The organism is Microbacterium sp. Gd 4-13 (assembly GCF_003095395.1).
Lineage (GTDB): Bacteria > Actinomycetota > Actinomycetes > Actinomycetales > Microbacteriaceae > Microbacterium.
Map to the genome: position 1 here is coordinate 201901 of NZ_QEIJ01000003.1, position 26552 is coordinate 228452.

General features: G+C 70.5%; 19 protein-coding genes. 8 read left to right on the plus strand and 11 right to left on the minus strand.

Annotated elements, in window-relative coordinates; genetic code table 11:
- Window positions 1–4: 4 nt before the first annotated feature.
- Window positions 5–2095, plus strand: a complete 2091-nt coding sequence (locus DEA06_RS08090; RefSeq protein WP_240606864.1) for a TPM domain-containing protein — start codon at window positions 5–7, stop codon at window positions 2093–2095.
- 87 nt (window positions 2096–2182) lie between these two features.
- Window positions 2183–2935 (plus strand): PspA/IM30 family protein, encoded by a 753-nt coding sequence (locus tag DEA06_RS08095; RefSeq protein WP_116647478.1) that lies wholly within the window; start codon window positions 2183–2185, stop codon window positions 2933–2935.
- 179 nt (window positions 2936–3114) lie between these two features.
- Here DEA06_RS08095 and DEA06_RS08100 read toward each other — a convergent pair whose 3' ends face one another.
- The 3 genes from DEA06_RS08100 to rsmI form a co-directional block, all read right to left on the minus strand.
- The gene (locus DEA06_RS08100) at window positions 3115–4074 is read right to left on the minus strand and encodes a TatD family hydrolase (protein WP_116647479.1); all 960 of its coding nucleotides are present in this window, start codon (window positions 4072–4074) and stop codon (window positions 3115–3117) included.
- Window positions 4071–5648, minus strand: coding sequence for a methionine--tRNA ligase (metG, locus tag DEA06_RS08105; RefSeq protein WP_116647480.1), 1578 nt, complete (start codon window positions 5646–5648; stop codon window positions 4071–4073). Before metG ends, DEA06_RS08100 begins: the two co-directional genes overlap by 4 nt.
- A 149-nt stretch (window positions 5649–5797) precedes the next feature.
- Window positions 5798–6616, minus strand: coding sequence for a 16S rRNA (cytidine(1402)-2'-O)-methyltransferase (gene rsmI / locus DEA06_RS08110; RefSeq protein WP_116647481.1), 819 nt, complete (start codon window positions 6614–6616; stop codon window positions 5798–5800).
- A gap of 84 nt (window positions 6617–6700) precedes the next feature.
- Between rsmI and DEA06_RS08115 the strand changes: the two genes are divergently transcribed.
- Window positions 6701–8263 (plus strand): phospholipid carrier-dependent glycosyltransferase, encoded by a 1563-nt coding sequence (locus DEA06_RS08115; protein ID WP_240606865.1) that lies wholly within the window; start codon window positions 6701–6703, stop codon window positions 8261–8263.
- Between the two features lie 2 nt (window positions 8264–8265).
- The gene (locus DEA06_RS08120) at window positions 8266–9030 is read left to right on the plus strand and encodes an AAA family ATPase (protein ID WP_240606866.1); all 765 of its coding nucleotides are present in this window, start codon (window positions 8266–8268) and stop codon (window positions 9028–9030) included.
- A 370-nt stretch (window positions 9031–9400) separates the two neighbouring features.
- Here the strand turns inward: DEA06_RS08120 and DEA06_RS08125 are convergent, their stop codons facing one another.
- Window positions 9401–11251 carry a DUF255 domain-containing protein gene (locus DEA06_RS08125; protein ID WP_346427030.1) on the minus strand — a complete coding sequence of 617 codons (1851 nt, stop codon included), beginning with the start codon at window positions 11249–11251 and terminating at the stop codon, window positions 9401–9403.
- A gap of 9 nt (window positions 11252–11260) precedes the next feature.
- Window positions 11261–12097, minus strand: coding sequence for an aldo/keto reductase (locus DEA06_RS08130; RefSeq protein ID WP_116647483.1), 837 nt, complete (start codon window positions 12095–12097; stop codon window positions 11261–11263).
- Between the two features lie 157 nt (window positions 12098–12254).
- Between DEA06_RS08130 and hrpA the strand changes: the two genes are divergently transcribed.
- On the plus strand, window positions 12255–16280 hold the full coding sequence (gene hrpA, locus DEA06_RS08135; RefSeq protein WP_116647484.1) for an ATP-dependent RNA helicase HrpA: 4026 nt from the start codon (window positions 12255–12257) through the stop codon (window positions 16278–16280).
- A gap of 114 nt (window positions 16281–16394) precedes the next feature.
- On the plus strand, window positions 16395–17453 hold the full coding sequence (locus tag DEA06_RS08140; RefSeq protein ID WP_116647485.1) for a glycoside hydrolase family 76 protein: 1059 nt from the start codon (window positions 16395–16397) through the stop codon (window positions 17451–17453).
- 139 nt (window positions 17454–17592) lie between these two features.
- Here the strand turns inward: DEA06_RS08140 and mmsB are convergent, their stop codons facing one another.
- The 5 genes from mmsB to DEA06_RS08165 form a co-directional block, all read right to left on the minus strand.
- Entirely contained in the window at window positions 17593–18813 is a 1221-nt protein-coding gene (mmsB, locus tag DEA06_RS08145) for a multiple monosaccharide ABC transporter permease (protein WP_116647486.1), read from the minus strand.
- Between the two features lie 20 nt (window positions 18814–18833).
- Window positions 18834–20360: a multiple monosaccharide ABC transporter ATP-binding protein gene (gene mmsA / locus DEA06_RS08150; protein WP_116647487.1), complete on the minus strand. Its 1527-nt coding sequence runs from the start codon at window positions 20358–20360 to the stop codon at window positions 18834–18836.
- 67 nt (window positions 20361–20427) lie between these two features.
- Window positions 20428–21549: a multiple monosaccharide ABC transporter substrate-binding protein gene (gene chvE / locus DEA06_RS08155; RefSeq protein WP_116647488.1), complete on the minus strand. Its 1122-nt coding sequence runs from the start codon at window positions 21547–21549 to the stop codon at window positions 20428–20430.
- A 44-nt stretch (window positions 21550–21593) separates the two neighbouring features.
- Entirely contained in the window at window positions 21594–22394 is an 801-nt protein-coding gene (locus DEA06_RS08160; protein ID WP_116647489.1) for an L-ribulose-5-phosphate 4-epimerase, read from the minus strand.
- Between the two features lie 118 nt (window positions 22395–22512).
- Entirely contained in the window at window positions 22513–23520 is a 1008-nt protein-coding gene (locus tag DEA06_RS08165) for a LacI family DNA-binding transcriptional regulator (protein WP_116647490.1), read from the minus strand.
- A gap of 140 nt (window positions 23521–23660) precedes the next feature.
- Between DEA06_RS08165 and DEA06_RS08170 the strand changes: the two genes are divergently transcribed.
- Window positions 23661–24215, plus strand: a complete 555-nt coding sequence (locus DEA06_RS08170; protein WP_116647491.1) for a hypothetical protein — start codon at window positions 23661–23663, stop codon at window positions 24213–24215.
- Here DEA06_RS08170 and DEA06_RS08175 read toward each other — a convergent pair.
- Window positions 24199–25527 (minus strand): M20/M25/M40 family metallo-hydrolase, encoded by a 1329-nt coding sequence (locus tag DEA06_RS08175; protein WP_116647492.1) that lies wholly within the window; start codon window positions 25525–25527, stop codon window positions 24199–24201. The two genes, DEA06_RS08170 and DEA06_RS08175, sit on opposite strands and share 17 nt — an antisense overlap.
- A 33-nt stretch (window positions 25528–25560) precedes the next feature.
- On the opposite strand from DEA06_RS08175, the gene DEA06_RS08180 reads away from it, so the two are divergent.
- A complete protein-coding gene (locus DEA06_RS08180; protein ID WP_116647493.1) occupies window positions 25561–26544 on the plus strand; it encodes a Gfo/Idh/MocA family oxidoreductase in 984 nt (327 codons plus the stop codon).
- Window positions 26545–26552: the final 8 nt, after the last annotated feature.

Here is a 26552-nt window from a genome sequence, read left to right on the forward strand (position 1 = left end):
ACCCGTGGCTGTCCGGACGCTCCTCCCACGAGTGCGCCTCCGTGCGCGCCTCTCGGCCGCCGCCGCTCTCGCGCTGGCTCTCGTGGTCGGCGGCCCCGCCGTCGCCGCCTCCGCGACGGAGCCCGTGGAGCTCGGGTCGACCCGCGTCTACGACCAGGTCGACGCGCTCAGCCCGCAGCAGGAGTTCGACGCCCAGGCGCGGATCGAGCAGCTCCGCACGAGCACGGGACTCGATCTCTGGGTGGTCTTCGTCGACGAGTTCACGAACCCCTCCGACGCAAGGGGGTGGGCTACGGAAACGGCCGAGCAGAACGGCCTCGGGCCGACGCAGTACCTGTTGGCCGTCGCGGTCGACGCGCGCCAGGTCTACCTGTCGGGAGACTCGGCCGGGCCGATCTCGTTCGACCAGCTCGGCGCGATCGAACAAGATCGCATCTTCCCCGTGCTGGCGACCGACGACTGGGCCGGGGCCGTCGACGCGACGGCCGAGGGGCTCGAGGAAGCTGACCAGGCGGGGTCCGGCGGCACGATGGTTCCCAACCCGCTCCTCCCCTCGATCTCGGACGTGATCTGGACCGTCCTCCTGGTTCTCGCCGTCGTCGCCGTCGGGATCGTCATCCTGGTGATCGTGATCCGCTCCCGCCGGAAGAACACCACCACGGCCCCCGGCGTCGCGCCGGGTCCTCCAGCCGTTCCGACCGAGGAGCTGCGGCGGCAGGCAGCATCCGCCCTCATCGACACCGACGACGCCATCCGCACCAGCGAGCAGGAGCTCGGCTTCGCCGCCGCGCAGTTCGGCGAGGCCGCCACCACCGAGTTCGCCGCGGCCCTGCAGTCCGCGCGCGACAAGCTGGGCCAGGCGTTCACCCTGCAGCAGCAGCTCGACGACGACGTGCCCGACACCGAGGAGCAGGTGCGGGCGTGGAACACGCAGATCATCCAGCTCTGCGCCGAGGCGAACCAGGGTCTCGACGAGAAGGTCGACGCGTTCGACGAGCTGCGGAAACTCGAAGCCGACGCCCCCGCCGCCCTCGTTCGGGCGCGCGATGCGCGCACCGCCGCGGCCTCGGCGATCGACGAGGCCGCAGCCGCGCTGTCGGCGCTGCAGGGCTCGTACGCACCGGAGGCGCTCGAGACCGTCGACGACAACGTCGACCAGGCCCGCGCGCGCATCGCGTTCGCCGACGAGCAGCTGACCGACGCGCAGACCGCGCTCGACGCCGGCGAGACGGGTGAGGCGGCCGTCGGCATCCGCGCGGCCGAGGAGGCCGTCGGTCAGGCCGTCGTGCTCGAGACCGCGATCGACACGCTCGCCACCGACCTCGCCGCCGGAGACCGACAGGCCGCAGCGGTCATCGAGGGCATCGAACAAGACGTCCGTACGGCGATGACGCTGCCCGACCCCGACGGACGTGTCGCCGCCGTGATCGACGTCACCCGCGGCGATCTCGACGCCGCGCGGGCGGAGCTGGCCGGCACCCGGCGCCGACCGCTGCACACGCTTCAGACCCTGCAGGCGACCGACCAGCGCATCGACGAACTCGTGCAGTCGGTGAGGGATGCTGCGGCCCGGTCGCAGCGCGTGGCGCAGCAGCTCGGTTCCGAGCTCGCCCAGGCGCAGGCCCAGGTCTCGGCGGCCGAGAACTTCATCGCGGCCCGTCGCGGCGCCGTCGGATCCGAGGCGCGCACGCGTCTGGCCGAGGCGGGCGCGGCTCTCACCCGCGCGCAGCAGCTGCAGGGCGTCGACCCGGAGCAGGCGCTCGGCGAAGCGCAGCGCGCGAACAGCCTCGCCGGACAGGCCGTGCAGTACGCCCGCACCGACGTCGGCGGCTTCTCCTCGTCGAATGACATGTTCGGCGGCGGCGGCGGAGGCGGCGCCGGGTCGAGCTTCATGGGAGCCCTGCTCGGCGGCATCGTCAGCAGCGCGATCTCGGGCGGCGGACGGTCGCCGCGCAGCTATGGAGGCGGCTTCGGCTCGTTCGGCGGCGGCGGATCGCGCTCGAGCGGTCGCAGCGGCTTCGGTGGCGGCGGGCGCCGGTCCGGCAGCTTCGGCGGCGGCGGTTCGCGCTCGCGACGCGGCGGCGGGCGCTTCTGATGGCGCCCTCCCCGCACCGGCGCGTCACAGGCAACTCGTAGCATCCACCGACACACTCGGAACAGACGTCAACAGGAAGGAACCCCGATGGCCAAGCAGTCCATCTTCGGTCGCATCTCCACCCTCATCCGCGCGAACGTCAACTCGCTGATCGATCAGGCAGAAGACCCGCAGAAGATGCTCGACCAGCTCGTGCGCGACTACACGAACTCGATCCACGATGCCGAGTCGGCGATCGCCGAGACCATCGGCAACCTCCGCCTCCTCGAGCGCGACCACCAGGAAGACGTCCAGGCCGCGGCCGAGTGGGGCAACAAGGCCCTGGCCGCGTCGAAGCGCGCCGACGAGGTGCGCCCCACGAACCCGGCCGAGGCCGACAAGTTCGACAACCTCGCCAAGATCGCCCTGCAGCGTCAGATCTCGGCCGAGAACGAGGCGAAGTCGGCGGCTCCGACCATCGCGTCGCAGACCGAGGTCGTCGACAAGCTCAAGGACGGCCTCAACGGCATGAAGGGCAAGCTCGAGCAGCTGCGCTCCAAGCGCAGCGAGCTGCTGGCCCGCTCGAAGGTCGCCGAGGCCCAGAACCGCGTGCACGACGCCGTGAAGTCGGTCGACGTGCTCGACCCGACGAGCGAGCTCGGACGGTTCGAAGACAAGATCCGCCGCGAAGAGGCACTCGCCGCGGGCAAGCAGGAGCTCGCAGCATCCAGCATCGACGCGCAGTTCAACCAGCTCGAAGACGTCGGCGAGCTCACCGAGGTCGAGGCACGCCTCGCCATGCTGAAGTCGGGCGGACCCCAGCGGGCCGCGATCGACGCGCCCAGCCCCGACGCGGTCTGAGCCATACTGAAAGGGGCGTCGCTTCGGCGGCGCCCCTTTCGCGTTCCCGGCCCGGACCCTTCGACAAGCTCAGGGACCGGACTGGTCGCCGAGGCACCCGCCCGGACTGGTCGGTCAGGGAACAGCCCGGTCGCTGAGCCTGTCGAAGCGTCCGGAGAGCGGAGTCGCGCCTGGCCGCGTCAGTCGAAAGAGCCGTAGACCTCGAGGGTGTTCGCGGCGACCTGCGCGCAGAGCTCGTCGAGGTCGGCCCCGAGTTCGTCGGCGATGAAGCGCATCGTCACGGGCACGAGGTAGGGCGCGTTCGGGCGTCCGCGGTAGGGCACGGGCGTGAGGAACGGCGCGTCGGTCTCGACCAGGATGCGCTCGCGCGGGATCACTCGCAGCGCATCACGGAGATTCTGCGCGTTCTTGAACGTCACGTTGCCCGCGAACGAGAGGTAGTAGCCGCGGTCGGCGGCGATCCGCGCCATGGTCTCGTCGCCCGAGAAGCAGTGGAACACCGTCTTGTCCGGCGCTCCGACCCGCGCGAGCGTGTCGAGGACGGCGTCGTGCGCGTCGCGGTCGTGGATCTGCATCGCGATGCCGTGCTTCTTCGCCAGCGCGATGTGCGCCTCGAACGAGCGGTGCTGCGCGGCGAACCCGGTCTCCTCCGTGCGGAAGAAGTCGAGCCCCGTCTCGCCGATGGCCCGCACCCGAGGCTCCGCCGCGAGGGCGTCGATGGCCGAGATCGCCGCATCCAGCTCTCCCGCCTCCTCGTACGCCGGCGCCTCGTTCGGGTGAATGGCGACGGCGGCGAGCACGCGGGGGTGGGATGCGGCGGCCCACGCCGACCAGCGCGACGAGTCGATGTCGCCGCCGGCCTGCACCACCCCGAGCACCCCGACCTCGACGGCACGGGCGAGCTGCTCGTCGAGCGAGAGCCCCTCGGTCCCTGAGCCTGCCGAAGGGCCGTCGGCGATCTCGAGGTGCGTGTGATTGTCGTACACCCCGACCGTGAGCGGCTCGGGTGCGGGCGGGTAGCTCACGTCACGGCGTCCGTCGACCGACCGCTCGCGCACGTACGCGCTCGGATCGGCCTGATCGAGCGTGCCGCGCGGCCGCTCGACCGGCTCCGATCCGGGCGCGGGCGCCGGGGTCATTTCTCCTGCTCGACGCGCGGGAACAGCGGCGCGAGCCCGTTGACCGACGAACCGGAGCGCAGCACACCCCACGCACCGGCCTCGCGAAGAGGCTGGTCGTGCAGGCGGCCGATCGTCTCGGCGGCCCCCAGGGCGATCCAGAGCTTCTCGGTCGACTCAGGCATCACCGGCGAGAGCAGCACGGCGAGAGCCCGCAGCCCCTCGGCCGCGGTGTACAGCACCGTTCCCAGCCGCTCGCGCTGCGTCTCGTCCTTGGCGAGCGCCCACGGCTCGTTGATCGTGATGTAGCCGTTGAGCTCGGTGACGATGGTCCAGATCGCCTCGATCGCCTCGTCGATCCGGAACCGCTCGATCGCGGCGTCGGCGGTGGTCGCCGCATCCGCCACCGTCTTCTGGATCGCCAGGTCGGCGTCGGTGTAGGGGCCGGCGACCGGCACGATCCCCTCGTAGTACCGCTCGATCATCGCGATCGTGCGCGAGGCGAGGTTGCCGAAGCCGTTGGCGAGCTCCGCCTGATAGCGGGCCGAGAGGTCCTCCCACGAGAACGAGCCGTCCTGTCCGAACGCGATCGCCGAGAGGAAGTAGAACCGGTAGGCGTCGGAGCCGAAGACGTCGGTGATCTCGGTCGGCGCGATGCCGGTGAGCTTCGACTTCGACATCTTCTCGCCGCCGACGAGCAGCCAGCCGTGCGCGAAGACGCCGCGCGGCACCTCGACACCGGCCGCCATGAGCATCGCGGGCCAGATCACCGCGTGGAAGCGCAGGATGTCTTTGCCGACCACGTGGTACGCCGGCCAGCGACGGGCGAACTGCTCGGGGTCGGAGCCGTAGCCGACGGCGGTGGCGTAGTTCAGCAGCGCGTCGACCCACACGTAGATGACGTGGGAGGAGTCCCACGGCACCCCGATGCCCCAGTCGAAGGTGGAGCGCGAGATCGACAGGTCTTTCAGCCCGTTCTTCACGAACGAGACGACTTCGTTGCGCGCCGACTCGGGCCGCACGAAGTCGGGCACCGTGCGGTAGAGGTCGAGGAGGCGGTCTTGGAACTCGCTGAGCTTGAAGAAGTAGTTCTTCTCCTGCAGCAGTTCGAGCGGCTTCGAGTGGATCGCGCAGACCTTGAGCCCCTCGAACGCCCCGGTGCCGTCGACGATCTCGGCCTCGGTCTTGAACTCCTCGCAGCCGACGCAGTACAGCGCCTCGAACTCCCCGGCGTAGATGTAGCCGCGGTCGTAGAGCGCCTGCACGAACTGAGCGACGCGCTCCTCGTGGCGCGGCTGGCTCGTTCGGATGAAGTCGTCGTTCGCGACGTCGAGGGTCTTCAGCAGCGGGAACCACGACTCGCCCACGAGCTTGTCGACCCACTCCTGCGGTGTCGACCCGTTCGCCGCGGCCGCACGCATCATCTTCTGACCGTGCTCGTCGGTTCCGGTCAGCATCCAGGTGTCGTCGCCCGACTGGCGGTGCCAGCGCGCGAGCGCATCGACGGCCACGGTGGTGTACCCGTGGCCGATGTGGGGCACGTCGCTCGGATAGAAGATCGGCGTCGTGACATAGAAAGACCGGCCGTTGCTCACCCGGAGATTCTACGGGGGCGGATGCGGCGCCCCGGTCGCTGTGACGCACGACGCCCCGGGTCGGAGGGTCGCGCACGCCGGCGTCGGACGAATGCGCGCAGATCCTCCGACGCCGGTGCGATCCTCCGACGCCGGCGTGCGCGACGGCGTCAGCGCTTGACGGCGAGCGCGGCCTGATAGAGCTCGCGGGAGGAGTGGCCGGTGAGGGTCGACACCTCACCGGCGGCTTCTTTGAGGCGGGTGCCCGTGCGCACCATCTCGAGCACCTGGGTGACGGCGTCGGGGAAGGCCACGGCTCGCGGCTCGGCACCGGCGACGACCACGACGATCTCGCCACGCGCCCCGGTCTCGGCCCACTCGGCGAGGTCGGAGAGCGGACCGCGCACGACTTCCTCGTGCAACTTCGTCAGCTCGCGGCAGACCGCCGCCCGGCGGTCGGCGCCGAAGCCCGCGGCCATGTCGTGCAGCGTCGCCGCGAGACGCGACGGCGCTTCGAAGAAGACGAGGGTGCGGGCCTCGCTCGACAGCGCCGCGAAAGCGGCGCGACGCTCGCCCGACTTCCGCGGCGGGAACCCCTCGAAGGCGAAGCGGTCGGTCGGCAGCCCCGACACGGCGAGCGCGGTGAGCACGGCGCTCGGACCGGGGATGACCGTCACCCGCACGCCCGCGGCCGCCGCGGCGGCGACGAGACCGTAGCCGGGGTCGCTGACCGTCGGCATACCGGCATCGCTGAGCACCAGCACGTCTTCGGTGCGGGCGCGTTCGGCGAGGTCGCCCGCGCGCTCCTTCTCGTTGTGGTCGTGGAGGGCGACGAGCTTCGGGCGGTTCTCGATGCCGAGCGCGCTGAGCAGACGGATGGTGGTGCGGGTGTCTTCGGCGGCGATCACGGTCGCCGCCTCGAGCGCTTCCACGAGCCGACGCGACGCGTCGCCGAGATTGCCGATGGGCGTCGCCGCGAGGATGATCACCGTCCCACCCTAGGCGCGAGGTTCAGCGGGTTCGCCCGGCCGCGCAGCATCCGAGCGCGCACCGCGCGGAAGTAGGCTGGTGCCGTGACGACTGCCGAGCCGCTGCTCCCCGCGCAGCGCCCGGCTCCCCTCGACCGGTGGCGCGCGCGCATTGCGGCCGATCCGCAGCTCGAGCGGCTTTTCGCGTGGCTCGTCCCCGCGCTCGTGACCCTCTTCGGCGGGCTGCTGCGCGTGTGGAACCTGGGGCACCCCCGCGCGATCGTCTTCGACGAGACCTACTACGTCAAGGACTCGTGGAGCCAGTGGGTGCTCGGCTTCCCCGCGAAGTGGCCGCCCGAGGGCGCCGATGCGCTCTTCCTCGGGGGCGACACGAACGCGTTCGAGACGGCGGGCAGTTTCGTCGTGCACCCCCCGCTCGGACGCTTCTTCATCGGCCTCGGCATGGCGCTGTTCGGTCCTGACTCGTCGACCGGGTGGCGGTTCGCCGTCGCCGTCTTCGGCACCGCGACGGTGCTGCTGGTCTACCTCGTCGCGAAGACCCTGACGCGCTCCGTCGTCTTCGCCGGTATCGCGTCGGGTCTCCTCGCCATCGACGGCCTGTCGATCGTGCTCAGCCGCGTCGCGCTGCTCGACGGCATCCTCACGTTCTTCCTGCTCCTCGGTTTCTGGTTCGTGCTGCTCGACCGGCACCGCCACATCGATCGCCTCGCCGCGTTCGCCGCGGCGCGCGAGAGCGCCGGGCACGACCCCGCCTGGGGCCCGGTGTTCTGGAACCGTCCGTGGCTGCTGGCCGCGGGAGCCGCTCTCGGGGCCGCCACGGCCGTGAAGTGGTCGGGCCTGTACGCGCTCGCGGCGTTCGGTATCTGGGTCGTCGTCACCGATGCCCTCGCCCGACGACGCGCGGGTGTCGGCATCTGGCCCGCGGATGCCGCGTTCCGCCAGGGGCCGGTCTCTTTCCTCCTGCTCGTCCCCGTCGCCGTGGTGGTCTACGTCGTGTCGTGGACGAGCTGGCTCGCCACCGACGACGGATGGGACCGGCACTCGGTCGACAACGCGCCCGCGCAGGGCGTCTGGTCGTGGGTGCCGCTCGGTCTCCAGAACCTCTGGAAGTACCACCAGGACATCTACGGATTCCACGTGGGGCTCACCACGCCGCACAGCTATCAGAGCCCCGCGTGGCAGTGGCCGCTGCTGATCCGTCCGACCTCGATGTACTGGAACCAGGACGACGCGGGAGTCGAGGCCGTCTCCAGCATCCCGAACCCCCTCATCTGGTGGGCCGCGGTCGCCGCGGTGGTCTTCCTCGCGGCCCGCTTCGCGATGACGCTCGAGTGGCGCTACGCCGCCGTGCTGATCGGCGTCGCGGCGACGTACGTGCCGTGGCTGCTCTACCCCGAGCGCACGATCTTCCAGTTCTACACGGTCGCGATCATGCCGTTCCTCGTGCTCGCGCTGACCTTCGCGCTCCGAGAGATCGCCGGAAGAGCGGATGCTGCGCCGGCCCGCCGCGCCGCGGGCCAGAACTCGGTGATCGTCTTCCTCGTCATCGTCACGCTCGTCTCGGCGTTCTGGTACCCGGTGTGGACGGGGATGACGGTGCCGTACGAGTTCTGGCGCCTCCACAACTGGCTGCCCACCTGGATCTGACCGTGGACGACCGGACCGAGGCCTGGCTCAGCGATGAACGGCCCATCCAGCGGGTCAAGGTGTTCCAGAACGCCGCGGTCGACGAATCGGCGTGGCCGGCCACGATCCCGGCGATCGCCGACTTCCTCCGCGTCGCGCGCACGGACGGCTGGGAGTTCGACGCCGGCGTGACGTTCCTGGTGGGTGAGAACGGCTCGGGCAAGTCGACGCTTCTGGAAGGCATCGCCGAGGCCGCGGGGCTTCCGCCGGAGGGCGGCACGGTCAACGGCGGCGCGCAGACCCGGTCGACCGAGTCGCCGCTCGGGCAGTGGTTGCGGATCGAGCGCAGCCCGCGTGCGTCCCGGTGGGGATTCTTCCTGCGCGCGGAGACGATGCACGGCTACTACTCGTACCTCGACGACCTCGGCGGCGCAGAGCCCAGCCTGCACCGGCTCAGTCACGGCGAGTCGTTCAACGCGCTTCTGGACGACAAGCTCGACCACCCGCAGTTCGTCACCGGGCTCGCGTGCCTCGACGAGCCCGAGGCCGCCCTGTCGTTCTCCTCCACCCTGCGCTGGTTGGCCGCGCTCGACCGCATGCGCTCCCGGGGCACGCAGGTCATCTGTGCGACGCACTCCCCCGTTCTCGCGGCGCTGCCGGGCGCCACGATCCTCGAGCTCGGCGACGACGGCATCCACCGCACGGAGTGGGACGAGCTCGAGGTCGTACGCTCGCACCGCTCGTTCCTCGACGCGCCCGGCCGGTTCCTGCGGCACCTGCTCGACTGACGCCCGCGCTCACGCCGCTGCGCCTCGCGCGCTGCGCGCCGCACCGGCCGCGCCAGCCGCGCTGCGCCGAATGCGCCACTTTCCGGCGAATGCCCGTAGGAACCTCTGGGGTCGCACGCAGGAATGCGCCACATTCCGCCGCTCCGCAGAGGTGCTCAGCTGCGCCGAGTGCGCCGCACGCGCGCGCCGCGCCGAATGCGCCACGTCTCGGCGAATGCCCGTAAGAACCTGTGGGGTCGCACGCAGGAATGCGCCACATTCCGCCGCTAAGCGGAGCGGCCCAGCTGCGCCCGCGTCGAATGCGCCACTTTCCGGCGAAAGCCCGTAGGAATCTGTGGGGTCGCACGCAGGAATGCGCCACATTCCGCCGCTAAGCGGAGGTGCTCAGCTGCGCCGGGTCGGTCACGGGCAGACGGCACACGAAGCCCCGGCAGTCGTAGGCGGTCGGAAGGCCGCCCTGGGCCGTCTTGGCCTCGAAGAGCGAGAAGCCGTCGGCGGCGAACGCGTCGGCCTGCTCAGACGTGACGACGGCGACGACGTCGGCACGGATGCGGCGTGCCGCCTCGCCGAGAGCACTCTCCGGGGCGCCGACCACGACGAGCTGCCGGGGCGGTGCCGCCAGCGCGACGGCGACGTCGAGCATCGCTCCGTGCCCGAGCGGCTGTTCCAGGGCCGTGGGCGCGACGCGGGCGACGAGCGACGCGGCGGCGTCGCGGTAGCGCTCCCCGGCGCCGAGGTGCCAGAGCGCGAGAGCGCCCCCGGCGAAGGCGGCCGCGGGCGACGGCGATGCCCCGTCGGTGTCGGAGCCGCCGACCGCCATCCCCTGGGCGACCAGCACCGGGTCGCCCCCGCCGGGAACGACGACGCCGCCGTCGCTCAGGCAGGCATCGACGAGGTCGCGGGCAGCTCCGGCGTAGCGCACCTCTCCGGTCGCCGCGGCGAGGAGGGCCAGCCCGCGAGCGAGCGATCCGTAGTCCTCGAGGGTGGCGGGCGCACGCGAGACGATCTCGTCGAGCGACGCGCGGCGCAGCATCCCGTCGTCGCCGATATTCGTTTCGAGCACCGCCTCGGCCGCCCACCGGGCAGCCTCCACCAACCGTGCGCCGGAGTCTCCGAGCGCGACGCCGGAGCGGGCGAGCGCGCCGATCGCGAGGCCGTTCCACGCCGTGACGACCTTGCCGTCGAGCGCGGGCGGCTCGAGGCCGACCCGACCATCAGCGTCGCGGGCGTAGTAGCCTCCCTCGTCGCGTCGCCCGTCGATGATCGACTCGGAGTCTTGCGCGGCGGCGAACCCGCCCGTGGGCTGCTGCAGCACGTCGATGACGAACCGCGCGACATCGGCCGCGATCTCGGGCGCACCCGCGTCGAGGGCCACCTCGATCAGGCCGGCGTTGTCGGTCAGCATCCGCTCGTAGTGCGGGATGCTCCAGTCCCGACGCGTCGCGTAGCGGAAGAATCCTCCGTCGACCGGATCGTGCAGGTCGGACGCCGCCATCGCCTCGAGTGCGCGTCGCGCGACCTCGGGGGCCTCGGGCACCGGTAGCGCCGACGCCTGCAAGAACCGCAGCGCCGGAACGGTCGGGAACTTCGGATTCTCCATGCCGGAACCGGCGGCGAACCCCCCGTAGGCGCGGTCTTCTCTGTCGACGAGGCGACGCGCAGCATCCGCGAGGTCGTCGAGGGTGGGCAGCCCCGCCGCGTCAGACGCCGCGGACGCCGCCGCCGCGAGGGCGTCGCGCAGGGCCGCTCCGGTGCGCTCGACCTCGTCGCGGCGCTCGGTCCACGCCTCGCGCACCGCACCGAGCACCTCGCGGAACGCCGGCAGGGGCGGTCGCGGCTCGCCGGGCCAGTAGGTGCCCGCGTAGAAGACCCGGCCCTCGGGGGTCGTGAAGACCGTCAGCGGCCAGCCGAGGTGGGGCGTGAAGGCGGATGCGGCGTCGAGGTAGGCGGCGTCGATGTCGGGATGCTCTTCGCGGTCGACCTTCACCGCGACGAAGCCCTCGTTGATCACGGCGGCGGTCGCGTGATCCTGGAACGACTCCCGCGCCATGACGTGGCACCAGTGGCAGGTGGCGTACCCGATCGACACCATCACCGGAACGCCCCGCCGCGCCGCCTCGGCGAAGGCCTCGGGCCCCCACGCGAACCACGCGACGGGATTGTCGGCGTGGGCGCGCAGGTAGGGGCTCGAGGACTCGGCCAGGCGGCTGTTCAGGGCGATGCGTCCGTTCTAGTTGACCTCGTCGGGGTGCGCGCTGACGCGGCCCGAGCCATCGCGGGGGTCGAGCGCGTCGATTGCGACGAGCTCGGGGCCGCTGAGTTCGAAGTCGAACACATCGATGTTCTCTTCGAGGCGCTCGCGGCGCACCGACTTCGGGAAGACGATGAACCCCTTCTGCAGGTGCCAGCGCAGCACGACCTGCGCCGGGGTCTTGTCGTGGGCGGCCGCGGCGTCGGCGACGGCGGGCAGGCCGAACAGATCGTACTTGCCCTGTCCGAGCGGACCCCACGACTCGATGCGCACGTCGTGCTCGTCTGCCCACGCGGTGATCTCGCGCTGCTGGTAGGCGGGGTGCAGCTCGATCTGGTTGACCGCCGGGGTGACGCCGGTCGCCTCGACGATGCGCTCGAGGTGCGGCACGAGGAAGTTCGAGACGCCGATCGAGCGGGCCTGCCCGTTGTCGCGGATCTGGATGAGGTGCTCCCACGCGTTCAGGAACGTGTCTTTCTGCGGGGTGGGCCAGTGGATGAGGTAGAGGTCGGCGAACTCGAGACCGAGCTTGTCGAGGCTCTCGGTGACCGCCTCGAACGGCTGGTCGCCGCTCTGCCGGTCGTTCCAGAGCTTGGTCGTGACGAAGAGCTCGTCGCGCGCGATGCCGCTCTTCGCGATCGCGGCGCCCACGCCCTCCTCGTTGCCGTAGATCGCGGCGGTGTCGATGTGCCGATAGCCGACCTCGAGGGCTTCGGTGACGGCGCGCTCGGCGTCTTCGGCGGGCACCTTGAATACGCCGTAGCCGAGCTGGGGGATCTGGTGGCCGTCGTTCAGTGAGACAAGAGGAATCGTCATGACCCCAGCCTAGGGAGCCGCACCGACACGGGGGCGGGCTTGACGCCGTCTCGTCCGAGATGCGGGCAATCGGCCGGGGCGAGGGCTTCGCGCCCCGCACAGCCCGCGTTCCGGCAGAAAGCCCGCGCGCGGGCGCGCGGATCTACGATGGAAGGCTGTGTCTGTGCCTGAACCCGTGATCACGTACCCGCCCGAGCTGCCCGTCAGCGCCGCGCGGGACGAGATCGCGCGCGCCATCGCCGCCTCGCAGGTCGTGATCGTCGCCGGCGCCACCGGATCGGGCAAGACCACGCAGCTGCCGAAGATCTGCCTCGAGCTCGGTCGCACGCGCATCGCCCACACCCAGCCCCGCCGCATCGCCGCCCGCACCATCGCCGAGCGCATCGCCGAAGAGCTCCAGGTGCCGCTGGGCACGACCGTCGGCTACAAGGTGCGCTTCACCGACAAGGTCACCGAAGACACGCGCATCGCGCTGCTGACCGACGGCATCCTCCTCAACGAGATCCACCGCGACCGGCTGCTGCGCCGCTACGACACGATCATCATCGACGAGGCCCACGAGCGCTCGCTGAACGTCGACTTCCTGCTGGGGTACCTGCGCCGCATCCTGCCCGAGCGCCCCGATCTGAAGGTGGTCGTCACCTCGGCGACGATCGATCCCGAGAGCTTCGCGCAGCACTTCGCGGATGCGGCGGGCACCCCCGCTCCGATCATCGAGGTCTCGGGGCGCACCTACCCGGTCGAGGTACGGTACCGACCTTTGGTACCGGACCCTTCGACAGACACCGACGAGAGCGCGGTCGCTCCGGCGGCGAAGAAGACGGCGCCCGACGACGACCCCGACGAGATCGGCGGCATCGTCGCGGCGCTGCGCGAACTCGACCGCGAAGCCCCCGGCGACGTGCTGGTGTTCCTCCCGGGAGAGGCGGAGATCCGGGATGCGGCCGACGCCGTCCGCGGCGCGTACTCGTCCGACGCCTCGCCCACCGAGGTACTCCCCCTCTACGGGCGGCTGTCGGCGGCCGAGCAGCACCGCGTGTTCGAGCGATCGAAGGTCGCCGGCGTCCGCAGACGCGTCATCCTCTCCACGAACGTGGCCGAGACGAGCCTCACCGTCCCCGGCATCCGTTACGTCGTCGACACGGGCACGGCCCGCATCTCGCGCTACAGCGCGCGTTCGAAGGTGCAACGGCTTCCGATCGAGGCGGTGTCGCAAGCATCCGCCCAGCAGCGATCGGGCCGCGCGGGCCGCACGTCCGACGGCATCGCGATCCGCCTGTACTCGGAGGACGACTTCGACCGTCGTCCCGAGTTCACCGAACCCGAGATCCTGCGCACCTCTCTCGCCTCCGTCATCCTGCAGATGCTCTCGCTCGGCTTCGGCGACATCTCGGCGTTCCCCTTTCTCACCCCGCCCGACTCGCGGGGCGTGAAGGCGGCGTTCGACCTGCTGCTCGAACTCGGCGCGATGCGCGCCCCCCGCTCGCGCGACGAGCAGCCGCGCCTCACCGACATCGGTCGTGAGCTCGCACGGCTCCCCATCGACCCGCGTTTCGCCCGGATGCTCATCGAGGCCCGCCGCGACGGGGTGGAGTCGGAGGTGCTGGCCATCGTCGCCGGCCTGTCGATCCAGGACGTACGCGAACGCCCCGAGGAGCGGCGCGAGGAGGCCGACCGCCTGCACGCGCGATTCACCGACCCCACCAGCGACTTCCTCTCGCTGCTCAACCTCTGGAACCACCTGCAGGAGCAGCAGACCGAGCTCGGATCGAGCGCCTTCCGCCGCCTCTGCCGCGCCGAGCATCTCAACTACGTGCGGGTGCGCGAGTGGGCCGACGTGCATCGGCAGCTGCGGTCGCTGCTCGCACCCTCGGGCGATCGACCCCGGAGGCGCAAGAAGGATGCTGCGCCCGCGCCGGCGCGCGTCTCGCCTCCGTCCGACGGCGCCGCGGTGGGCGGGCACGAGGCGGGCGATGCGATCCACCGCGCGATCCTCTCCGGCCTCCTCTCGCACATCGGCCTTCTCGACGTACGCACCGGCAAACCGCCGCAGGACCGCAAGCCCGCCCGCGGCGCGGGAACCCCGCGGGCGGAGTACCTCGGGGCGCGCGGCGCCCGGTTCGCGATCTTCCCGGGCTCGGGGCTGCGCAAGGCCAAGCCCGCCGCGGTCATGGCGGCCGAGCTCGTCGAGACCTCCCGCCTGTACGCCCGCACCGTGGCGTCCATCGACCCGGCGTGGGCCGAGTCGCTGGCGGGAGACCTCGCCAAGCGGTCGCTGAGCGAGCCCCACTGGTCCAAGGCCGCGGGCGCAGCATCCGCCTACGAGAAGGTGACGCTCTTCGGGGTCGAGATCGTGCCGAAGCGTCGGGTGCAGCTCGCACGCTTCGACCGGCCGCTCGCCCGCGAGATGTTCGTGCGGCACGCCCTCGTCGAGGGCGAGTGGGATGCGTCGATGCTCGACAAGCGGCTGACCGCGTTCCTCCGACGCAACACCGAGCAGCGGCGGCTGCTGGAGAAGATCGAGGAGCGCGAGCGGCGTCGCGACATCCTCGTCGGCGACGAGGCGATCTTCGCCTTCTACGACGCGCGGCTTCCGGCCGACGTCTTCGACGTGCGCTCGTTCGAGGCGTGGTGGACCGAGACGTCGTCACGCACCCCGCGGCTGCTCGACGTCACCGAAGCCGACCTCACCGGCGAGGGCGGGCGCGGCGACGACAAGGGCTTCCCGTCGCGCTGGCGCCAGGGCGACCAGGTGCTCGGCCTGGCCTACCGCTTCGAACCGGGCGCCGATGACGACGGGGTGACGGTCGTCGTGCCGCTCGCCCTCCTGGCGTCGCTGCGACCGGTGGGCTTCGACTGGCAGGTACCGGGGCTCCGCGACGAACTCGTCACGTCGCTGCTGCGGGCGCTGCCGAAGACGATCCGCCGCAACGTGGTTCCCGCGGCCGACTGGGCCGAGCGGTTCGCCGCCGACCTCGCCGGGCGCGGTCCGGAAGACCACGACGGACTCCCCGCCGTCTCGCTCGTCGACGCCCTCGCCGCTCTCGTGCAGCGCGTCGCGAACCAACCCGTGACCGCCGCCGACTTCGAGCTCGAGCGCGTCTCATCGCACCTTCGCGTGTCGTTCCGCGCCGTCGACGCCCGCGGCCGCACGGTCGGCACCGACCGCGATCTCGCGGCGCTCCAGGGCCGGCTCGCCGACCGCGCCCGCACGAGCGTCGCCGACACGATCGCCGGGCGCGAGGCGCCGAAGGGCGCCAGGGGCGGCGCGGCGAAGATCGCCGCGGCGAGCCTCGACGGCCGCGCGGCCGGCTTCCCCGAGCGCTCCGGGCTCACCGCATGGACCTTCGACGACCTGCCGGAGATGGTCGACACGAGGGTGGCGGGCGGCATCGTGCGCGGCTACCCCGCGATCGTCGACGACGGCGCGTCGGTATCGCTGCGACTGGAGGCGACCGCCGACTCCGCGGCGGCGCTCACCAGGAGCGGGGTGCGACGGATGCTGCTGCTGGCCGTCGCGTCGCCGGCGACGTACGTGCTCGACCACCTCACCGCCAACGAGAAGCTGACGCTCGCCGCCTCGCCCTACCAGAACGCCAAGGCCCTCATCGAGGACGCCCGGGTCGCCGTCGTCGACCAGCTGCTCGACCGGCTCGCCCCCGGCCGCGTCGTGCGCACCCGGCAGGAGTTCGAGAGCCTGCGCGACGCGTTCTCTGCCGCCGTCGTCGACGACACCTTCGCCGCCGTCTCCCTCGCCGCGCGCGTGCTCGCCGCCGCCCGTGAGGTCGATCGGGCAATGAAGGGGCAGAACTCCCTCACCCTCCTCGGCGCACTCGGCGACGTGCGCGCGCAGCTGTCGGGCCTGGTGTTCCCCGGTTTCGTCTCGCGCATCGGTCTGACGCGCCTCGCGCACGTGCCGCGGTATCTCGCCGGCGCCCTCGAGCGCGTGAACGCCCTCGCCGACAACGCCGGCCGAGACCGCAGCCGGATGACCGAATTCGAACGCGCCGCCGCCCCGTTCCAGGAGGCCGGCGGCAGCATCCCGCTCCCCCTCGATGCCGCCCCGGGGGTCGCACACGCGCGATGGCTGCTCGAGGAGTTGCGGGTGAGTCTGTTCGCTCAGCGACTGGGCACCGCAGAGCCCGTCTCGCCGCAGCGCATCGCGAAGGCGCTCAAGGCCTGAACGCTGCGGTTCCGGGCGTAGGAGATGGCGTCGGCGTAGGCCGATTCGGCCCGCAAGCTCCTACCGCCGCGCCACTTCCTGCGTCGGGAACGCCCCGCACGGGAGGATGAGGGAATGGACGCCACCGAACGCAACGCGCGCGCCGCCTTCGCCGAGCGCGCGATCCTCGCCCGGTACCTCGGCGGGGTCCCCGGCATCGCGTGGGGGCGCTCGGCGTGGCCGCCGATTCCGCTCCGCCGCCGCGGCGGTCCGGCTCGCTGGCATTACTGGTGGAGCGCCCACCTGCTCGACGCGGCGCTCGACGCCGCCGCGCACCGCCCCACTCGTGCCCGGCGACGACGCGCACGGCGGCTCGTCCGCGGCATCCGGCTGCGCAACGGGGGCACCCTGTCGCGCACGTTCTACGACGACCTGGCCTGGATGGGACTCGCCCTCGAACGCGACGACGGCCACCGCCGCGCGACCGAGCGCATCGCCGCGCAGCTCGAGGGGGCGATCGACGTCGCGGTCGGCGCCGTGCCGTGGGAGGTCGGCAACCCCTTCTTCAACGCACCCGCCAACGGACCCGCGGCGATCCTCTTCGCCCGCACCGGTCGCCGCGACGCCGCCGCGCGGCTGAGCGACTGGATGGACGAGACCCTCCGCGACCCCTCGAGCGGTCTGATCATCGACGGGGTCGTCATCGAACGCGGCGTCGAGACCCGCCGGGCGACCGAGCTCTACACCTACTGCCAGGGTGTCGCACTGGGCGCGGCGGCCGCGCTCGCCCACGACGACGCGCGCTTCGCCTCCCGCGCGGCCGCCCTCGTGGGCGCGATCGCCGCGTGGACCGGGCCGTCGCTCCTCCTCCCCGGCGCGGGAGGCGGCGACCGCGGACTGTTCGCGGGCATCGCGTGCCGCTACGTGGCCGACGCAGCATCCGTCCCGCAGACGCGGGCGCACGCCGGGGGCCCGGATGCTGCGACGCTCGAGCGGGCCGCCGCATCCGCTCGCTCCCTCGTGATCGCAAACGCCGACGCCCTCTGGGCGGGGCGCGCCACGATCGACGGGTTGCCGCTCTTCTCGGCCGACGCGACGGTCCCCGCCGACGCCTCACCCGACGCTCCCGAGCGCGACCTGTCGGTGCAGCTCGGCGCCTGGCTCACGCTCGAAGCCGCGGTCTCGCTCGACTGACCGCGAGACACGACCCGACCGACGACCCGGTCAGAGGGTCGCGGTCTCGGCGCGAAGAACGGGTCTCGCGGTCAGGATGCTGCGCGGACGCACGAACGCCCCGCCCGGAGCGGGGCGGGGCGTTCGGTGCGCGCGAGGGTCAGTTGCCCGAGCGGCGCTTGTTGTAGACGTCGAACGCGACGGCGAGGAGGAGCACGAGGCCCTTCACGGCCTGCTGCCACTCGATGCCGATACCCATGATCGACATACCGTTGTTGAGCACACCGATGATGAGACCACCGATGATCGCGCCGCCGATGGTTCCGACGCCGCCCTGCACCGCCGCTCCACCGATGAAGGCCGCCGAGATCGCCTCGAGCTCGAAGCCGTCACCCGCCTTCGGACCGGCGAGGTTCAGACGCGCGGTGAAGATGAGTCCCGCGAGAGCTGCGAGGAAGCCCATGTTCACGAAGAGCCAGAAGTCGACCCGGCGGGTCTTGATGCCCGACAGCTCGGCCGCGTGACGGTTGCCGCCGATCGCGTAGATGTGACGACCGAACACCGTGCGGTTCATCACGATGCCGTAGACCATCACGAGAATCGCGAGGATGATCAGCGTGACGGGCACGCCCTTGTAGCCGGCGAGCGAGTAGACGAAGAAGCCGATCGCCGCCGAGATCAGCACGAGCTTGATGATGAACCACACGATGGGCTCGACGTCCTGACCGTACTTGCGACGTCCCGCGCGGGTGCGCACCTGCTGCACGACGAGGGCGATCACGACGACCGCGCCGACCGCGAGGGTGAAGATGTCTGGTTCGCTCTCACCGAAGACGCCCGCGAGGAACCCATTGCCTAGGGCACGGTACTCATCGGGGAACGAACCGATGTTCGCGTTGCCGAGCACGACGAGGGCCAGGCCTCGGAAGATGAGCATGCCCGCCAGGGTCACGATGAAGGCGGGGATGCCGACGAAGGCGATCCAGAACCCCTGCCACGCGCCCACCAGGGCGCCGATCGCGAGGGACAGGATGACAGCCAGCCACCAGGGCATCCCCATCTTCACCGCGAAGACGCCCGAGATGGCTCCGACGAAGGCGGCGACCGAACCGACCGAGAGGTCGATGTGGCCGGCGATGATGACCATCACCATGCCGATGGCGAGCACCAGGATGTACCCGTTCTGCACCACCAGGTTGGAGATGTTCTGCGGACGCAGGAGGATGCCGTTCGTCAGGATCGTGAACAGCACCACGACCGCGATGAGGGCGATGAAGATGCCGTTGCGGCCCAGGTCGGTGAGGATATGCGTGAACCAGCGCGTGAACTTGTTGTCCGGCGGATTGATCTGCGCCCCGACGGCTTCGGTGTTGTTGGTCATGTCGTGCTCCTGTGGCCGCGTCAGCGCGGATTCTCGATGGTCATGAGCTTGAGGACGGATTCGGGTGTCGCCTCGGCGATCGGCAGCTCGCCCGTGATCCGCCCCTCCGACAGCGCGTAGACGCGGTCGGAGATGCCGAGCAGCTCCGGCAGCTCGGAGGAGATCACGATGATCCCCTTGCCGGATGCTGCGAGCCGGTTGATGATCGTGTAGATCTCGTACTTCGCACCGACGTCGATGCCGCGGGTGGGCTCATCCAGGATGAGCACCTCGGGGTCGGAGTAGATCCACTTCGACAGCACCACCTTCTGCTGGTTGCCGCCGGAGAGCTTCCCGGTCTTGACCAGCACGTTCGGTGCCTTGATGTTCAGGTCGCGGCGGTACTCGTTCGCGACCTTGAACTCCTCGTTGTCGTTGACGAGACCGGCCTTCTCGAGCTTCTTGAGCGAGGCCATCGACACGTTGCGCTTGATGTCTTCGATCAGGTTGAGCCCGAAGGTCTTGCGGTCCTCCGTGGCGTAGGCCAGGCCGTTGTCGATCGCCTCGGCGACCGTGCGGGTCTTGATCTCCTTGCCGCGCATGAACACCTTGCCGCTGATGCGCGTGCCGTAGCTGCGGCCGAACAGGCTCATCGCGAACTCGGTGCGTCCGGCTCCCATGAGGCCGGCGATGCCGACGATCTCACCGGCGCGCACATTGATCGACACGTTGTCGACCATGACGCGCGTGGGGTCCTGGGGGTGGTGAGCCGTCCAGTCCTCGACGCGGAGAAGCTCTTCGCCGATCTGCGGCTCGTGGTCGGGGTAGCGGTGCTCCAGATCGCGACCGACCATGTCCTTGATGATGCGGTCCTCGGTGACGTCGCCCTGGGAGATCGTCTCGATCGTCTTGCCGTCGCGGATGACCGTGACGGCGTCGGCGACGCGCTTGATCTCGTTCAGCTTGTGACTGATGATGATCGACGTCACGCCCTCCGTCTTGAGCTGGAGGATGAGGTCGAGCAGGTGGGCGGAGTCCTCGTCGTTCAATGCCGCTGTCGGCTCGTCGAGGATGAGGAGCTTGACCTCTTTCGACAGCGCCTTGGCGATCTCGACCAGCTGCTGCTTGCCGACCCCGATCTGGTTGATCTTCGTCGTCGGGTTGTCGCGAAGCCCGACGCGCTTGAGCAGCGCGGCGGCTTCGAAGTTCGTCTTGTTCCAGTCGATGAGTCCGCCGGACGCGCGCTCGTTGTTGAGGAAGATGTTCTCGGCGATCGACAGGTACGGGCTCAGCGCCAGCTCCTGGTGGATGATGACGATGCCCTTCGCCTCGCTGTCGCGGAGGTTCTTGAACGCCACCTCCTCGCCCTCGAACACAATCGCGCCCTCGTAGGTGCCGTGCGGGTAGACACCCGAGAGCACCTTCATCAGGGTCGACTTCCCCGCGCCGTTCTCGCCGCAGATCGCGTGGACCTCGCCACGGGCGACACCCAGCGTCACGTTCGAGAGCGCTTTCACTCCCGGGAACGTCTTGGTGATCCCGCGCATCTCCAGAATGTTGTCGGCCATGCTGTCTCTCCTCTCCCCAGACAGGGCCGGGCGGCTCTCGCCACCCGGCCCGTCGTTTCTTCGGGTGTTAGCCGGCGACTTCGTCCGCGGTCCAGTAATCGCTGTCGACGAGAACCTCGGTGATGTTGTCCTTGACCACGATCACCGGGTCGAGGAGGTACGACGGCACGACCTTCACGCCGTTGTCGTAGTCCGTGGTGTTGTTGACCTCGGGCTCCTCATCGTTGAGCAGGGCGACCGCCATGTCGACGGCGACCTGAGCGAGCTGACGCGTGTCCTTGAAGATCGTCGCGTACTGCTCACCGCGGTTGATGGCCTTGACCGAGTCGAGCTCGGCGTCCTGGCCGGAGATGATCGGCCACTCGGCGCCGACGGAGTAGCCGGCGTCGGTGAGTGCCGAGATGATGCCGCGCGAGATGCCGTCGTAGGGCGACAGGATGGCGTCGACCTGCGTGCCGTCGGAGTAGGTCGCCGTGAGGATGTCCTCCATGCGGCTCTGAGCGGTCTCGCCGTCCCAGCGGAGCGTCGCGACCTGCTGGAAATCGGTCTGACCCGACTTGACCACGAGCGTTCCGTCGTCGATCAGCGGCTGGAGCACGTCCATGGCGCCGTCGAAGAAGAAGGTCGCGTTGTTGTCGTCGGGCGAACCGGCGAACAGCTCGATGTTGAACGGACCTGCCGGCGCGCCGGAGATCGCCGTGCCGTCGAGCTCGGTCAGACCGAGTCCGTTGAGAACCGACCACGCCTGCTGCTGACCGACGAGGAAGTTGTCGAACGACGCGTAGTAGTTGACGTTCTCCGAGTCGCGGATGAGGCGGTCGTAGGCGATGACGGGGATGTCGGAGTCCGCAGCGTTCTGCAGCACCTCCGTCAGCGTCGTGCCGTCGATCGAGGCCACGATGAGCGCTTCTGCACCCTTGGTGATCATGTTCTCGATCTGCGAGACCTGGGTGGGGATGTCGTCCTCGGCGTACTGGAGGTCGACGGAGTAGCCCTGCTCCTCGAGGGCAGCCTTCACGGCGTTGCCGTCCTGGATCCAGCGCTCGGAGCTCTTGGTGGGCATCGCGACGCCGATGAGGCCGCCGCCGCCCTCGCCACCGCCGGTGCCGCCGGTCGAGCCGCCGGAGCAGGCCGAAAGCAGGAGCGCTCCCGCGGCGACCGCCGCGACGAGAATCTTCTTGCCTTTCACAGTGATTCCTTTCTTAGGACTTCTTCGTCTTGGTGTTTCGGTGTTCATTTATCTGCTGTCCGACCGGAGGTCTTCTCCGAACGGCGACCGCGACGCGGCGGGGTAACCCGGCGCTCGACGGTGGTCTGGTGGTCGAGCGACCGGCTGCGCTCGTGGAGGCGATCGATCGCCTCAGTGGGGAGGGGCTCCACCGCGCCGCCCTCGCGGGCGATGTGCACCGTGCGTGCGACGTCCTCGAGCACCACGGCTGACCGCACGGCGTCGCGGGGGGTCTCGCCGATCGTGAACGGACCGTGGTTGCGCATCAGCACGGCGCGCGAGCGCGAGCCCCGGAGGGTGTCGACGATGCCGCGACCGATCGTGTCGTCGCCGACGATCGCGAACGGCCCCACCGGCACCGGGCCGCCGAACTCCTCGGCAGCGGCCACGATCGTGCACGGGATCTCTTCGCCGCGTGCCGCCCAGGCCACGGCGTAGGTCGAGTGCGTGTGGACGATGCCGCCGACCTCGGGCAGGTTGCGGTACACGTACGCGTGCGCCGCCGTGTCGCTCGAGGGCGCACGGGTGCTTCCCGGGGTGCCCTCGACGACCTGGCCGTCGAGGTCGCAGACGATCATGTTCTCGGGGGCGAGGTCGTCGTACGAGACACCGGACGGCTTGATGACGAACAGGTCTGCTCCGGGGACGCGACCCGACACGTTGCCGCCCGTCCAGACGACGAGTCCGTACCGCACCAGCTCGGCGTGGAGAGCCGCGACATCGGCCCGCACGCGTGCCACGGCGACCTCGGTCTTCACGCCTGCCACGTACGGGTCGTGCAGCTCGGCGGCATCGCCAGCGCCCATCACGACTCCTTCGTCAACCCGTGTGATGCGGTCATGTGACCGTTCACATTGCGCAACTATAGCCAGGTCTGCGGCGCCGGTGTCAAGCGCGGCACGTCTCAGCTTGGTAACGCGAGGTTCAGAGGCGTGAAACCGGGCCGCTGGAGTGCCGGACGACCAGCTCGGGGACGAGCGAAGAGGCCTGCGCGTCGGTGGAACCGAGCAGCACATCGACACATCGTCGACCGAGCTCGGCGAAGTCCTGACGCACGGTCGTGAGCGGCGGCCAGAAGTGCGCCGCCTCGGGGATGTCGTCGAACCCGACGATGCTCACGTCCCTGGGCACCTCGAGACCCTCGTCCCGGATGGCGTGGAGCAGACCGAGCGCCATCTGGTCGTTCGACGAGAAGATCGCCGTGAAATCGCGGACTCCCAGCAGCTCCCGCCCGGCGTAGTAGCCGAACTCCGCGGTCCAGTCACCGAGGATCGGCGCGGTCGTGGGGATGTCGCTCGCCGACATCTCGGCGAGGAATCCCCGCATCCTCGCCTCCGCCTCGATCCAATCCTGGGGTCCGGCCAAGTGGTAGATGCTGCGGTGCCCGAGTTCGATGAGGTGCCTCGTCGCCAGTCGTGCACCGGCGACCTGGTCGACCGAAAGGGTGTGGTCGGCGTCCAATTCGGTGGACTGCAGGGTCACATAGGGAACGTCGAGCTGCTCGGCGGCGAGCGCCCGCAGCACGCGCACCTGGGGTGCGATGACGACGAGTCCGTCGACGGACTGCGCCATCAGATGGGCGATGCCGGCGGGTATCGACTCGGGGTCCTTCACGTCGATGTTCGCGGTGCTCACCCAGTAACCGCGGGTGCGGGCGGCGGTCTCGATCGCCGCGATGCTCGACGCGGCACCGTAGGTCGTCGAGCCGGCGGCCAGGATCCCGATCGTCTGCGAACGCGATGTCACCAGCGCTCGCGCGGCGCGATTGGGCCGGTATTGCAGTTGGGCCATGACCTCGACCACCCGCGCACGCGTCTCGGGACGGATGCTCGGATGATCGTTCAGCACGCGCGAGACGGTCTGATGCGACACCTCGGCGAGGCGCGCGACATCACGGATGCTGGGCCGTCGCCCTCCCGCGTCGTCGCTCATCTACCGCCTCCTGCATGTGCACGGTCACACGCGACATCCTCGTCGGAGGCGCTTCGGGCCGGCTGCGAGCATGTGACAGTCACATCGCTCGACTCGCAACGGATTCTGTCACATTCCTGCCGCGCCAATACACTGGCGCGATGTCGGACTTCGCGCGTTTTCTGCCGCTGAGCGGCCGCCCCCACGGCGCCGAGACCGGCGTATCGAACGACCGACGCGGCACCCTCGCCGACATCGTCGACCGGGCGTCCGCGATCATCACCGCCGACGCGGCCGACCGCGCACCGCTGCTCCCGGCCTTCCTCGACGACGCCGACCTGCGGGACGAGTTCGCCGCCCTGGCGGTCGAGCCGACCCCCACCGGGCTCACGCGGCTGGGCGAGACCATCCGCACCGGTCGACGCCGTCACCCGCGTGCCCTGGCCTCCGGCGCGCGAGCGCTGCTGCTGCTGGCGCGCAGCGCCGACACCGACCCCGGCCTCGACGCCACCGCGGCCGGCATCGTCTCGCTGTGGCTCGCCGGATCCGCCCCGTTCGACCGCCGCGCGGTGGTCAAGGGCCGCACGGTGAGGGCGACCGATGCCGACTGGTCGTTCGGGCGCGGCCCGGTGCTCGAAGGCACCGCCACCGGCATCGCCGCGTTCCTCCTGGGGGTCTCCGACGACCCGCCCCGCCCGCTCACCGGTCGAGGATGACCGCCCGGTAGAACTCGATCCCCCGCAGCCAGGTGTCGACGCCGATCCGCTCGTCGTGCGAGTGGAGCGCCGCGCGCTCGTCGGCGCTCAGGGTGAACGGCGCGAACCGATAGACGGCGTCGCTGATGCGGGTGAACCACCGGCTGTCGCTCGCACCCAGTTGCAGGTAGGGAAGCGGCACGACGTCGTCGCCGAGCGTCGCGTGCACCGCTCGGGCGACGCGCCGCCAGGCGTCGCCGCGCCAGGGCGACACGGCAGACGGATCGTTTCCCCGCAGCACCTCGATCTCGACCGACGGGTCGGCGACGGCGCGACGGACGTGCGCGACCGCGGAATCGACCGTGTCGCCGGTCAGGAGGCGGATGTCGACCGTGGCCCGGGCGTGCGTCGCGAGCACGTTCTGCCCGTCGGAGCCCGACAGCTCGGTGACGACCGCGGTGGTGCGCACCATGGCGTTGAGCTCGGGGCCGAGACGCGACAGCACGCGGGCCAGCAGCGGCCCGAACCCGTCGAGCCGGCGCAGCACGGGTCGGAGCGCCCCCGAGGCGTGCGGTGCCGCGGTCGCCAGCATCGCGCGGACGGGCGAAGCCAGGCGTCGAGGGAACGGGCGACGCCGCAGGCGGTCGATGGCGCGTGCGAGCCTCGCCGTCGCGGGCATGGCCGGGGGTGTCGAGGCGTGCCCGCCGCGTTCGGGAACCGTGAGTGCGAGCGAGAGGATTCCCCGCTCGGCCACGCCGATCATGGCCGTCGGCGCCGAGACGCCCGGCACCGCCCCCCGGACGACCGCGCCCCCTTCGTCGATCACGAGTGACGGGCGCACGCCTCGCGCGTGCAGCACGTCGACGATCGCCTGCGCACCCGTGCCGCCGATCTCCTCGTCATGACCGAACGCGAGGTACACGTCGTGCGCTGGTGTCACGCCGTCGGCGAGCAGGCCTTCCACGGCCTCGACGATTGCGACGAGCGCGCCCTTGTCGTCGATGGCGCCGCGCGCGTGGATCCTCGCGTCGGCCCCGGTTCCGGTGATCTCGGCCGCGAACGGCGGATGCTGCCACTCCTCCGCGACGACGGGCACCACGTCCATGTGCGCCATGAGCACGAGAGGTTCTGCGTCGCTGGCCCCGCGCCACCGGTAGAGGAGCGCGTGACCGCTCACGACCTCGCGCTCGAGTGCCGCGTGCAGCCGGGGATACAGGCGTTCGAGACCTTCGTGGAAGGCGTCGAACGCGCCGACGTCGACACGTGCCGGGTCGACGTGCGAGACCGTGGGGATGCGCAGCAGTTCGCGGAATCTCTCGACCGGGGACGACACTCGTCGAGACTACGCCCGGTTAGTCTCGGAGTCATGGACGGACTTCGATGGGGCATCCTCGCCACGGGCGGGATCGCGCACGCATTCACGAGCGACCTGAAGACGGCGGGACGCACGGTCACGGCCGTCGGCTCGCGCCGGATCGAGGCGGCGAAGGAGTTCGCGGCAGAATTCGGCATACCCCGCGCGTACGGGTCGTATGAAGACCTGGTCGCCGACCCCGAGGTCGACATCGTGTACATCGCGACGCCGCATCCGTTCCACGCCGACAACGCCCTCCTCGCCCTCGACCACGGCAAGCACGTGCTGGTGGAGAAGCCTTTCACCCTCAACGCCACGCAGGCCGCCGCCGTTCGCGATCGCGCGGCGGAGCGCGGGCTGCTCGCAATGGAGGCGATGTGGACCCGCTATCTGCCCCACATGATCCGCATCCGCGAGCTCGTCGCATCCGGCGTGCTCGGCGAGGTGCGCACCCTCTTCGCCGATCACACGCAGAAGATCAGCGACGACCCCACGCACCGTCTGAACGCGATCGAACTCGGCGGAGGCGCCCTGCTCGACCTCGGGATCTATCCGGTGTCTTTCGCCTGGGACATCCTGGGTGAACCGACCGAGGTCAGCGCGCAGGCGCGGATCTCGGACGCCGGCACCGATGCCGAGATCGCCACGATCTTCCGCCACGCGGACGGCGCGCTCTCCACGACGGTGTCGTCGTCGCGGGGCGCCGGCCCGAACACCGCCCACATCGTCGGCACCGAGGCACGCATCGACATCGATCGGGTCTGGTACACCCCGACCTCGTTCCGCGTCACCCGCCCCGACGGCGAGGTCGTCGAAGAGTTCCGCTCCGAGATCGAGGGTCGCGGCATGCAGTACCAGGCGCTGCACGCCGAGAAGCTCGTCGCCGAGGGCAACCTCGCCGGCGACGTGCTCCCCATCGACGAGACGGTGGCGATCATGGGCACGCTCGACGCGGTGCGCGCGCAGATCGGACTGCGGTACCCCGACGAGGGCTGACGGGAGCA

Coding starts and splice junctions, on each gene's coding strand:
- DEA06_RS08095 (WP_116647478.1), top strand. CDS start 2,183: ATGGCCAAGCAGTCCATCTTCGGTCGCATCTCCACCCTCATCCGCGCG.
- DEA06_RS08100 (WP_116647479.1), bottom strand. CDS start 4,074: ATGACCCCGGCGCCCGCGCCCGGATCGGAGCCGGTCGAGCGGCCGCGC.
- DEA06_RS08130 (WP_116647483.1), bottom strand. CDS start 12,097: ATGACGATTCCTCTTGTCTCACTGAACGACGGCCACCAGATCCCCCAG.
- DEA06_RS08140 (WP_116647485.1), top strand. CDS start 16,395: ATGGACGCCACCGAACGCAACGCGCGCGCCGCCTTCGCCGAGCGCGCG.
- mmsB (WP_116647486.1), bottom strand. CDS start 18,813: ATGACCAACAACACCGAAGCCGTCGGGGCGCAGATCAATCCGCCGGAC.
- mmsA (WP_116647487.1), bottom strand. CDS start 20,360: ATGGCCGACAACATTCTGGAGATGCGCGGGATCACCAAGACGTTCCCG.
- DEA06_RS08160 (WP_116647489.1), bottom strand. CDS start 22,394: ATGGGCGCTGGCGATGCCGCCGAGCTGCACGACCCGTACGTGGCAGGC.
- DEA06_RS08165 (WP_116647490.1), bottom strand. CDS start 23,520: ATGAGCGACGACGCGGGAGGGCGACGGCCCAGCATCCGTGATGTCGCG.
- DEA06_RS08170 (WP_116647491.1), top strand. CDS start 23,661: ATGTCGGACTTCGCGCGTTTTCTGCCGCTGAGCGGCCGCCCCCACGGC.
- DEA06_RS08180 (WP_116647493.1), top strand. CDS start 25,561: ATGGACGGACTTCGATGGGGCATCCTCGCCACGGGCGGGATCGCGCAC.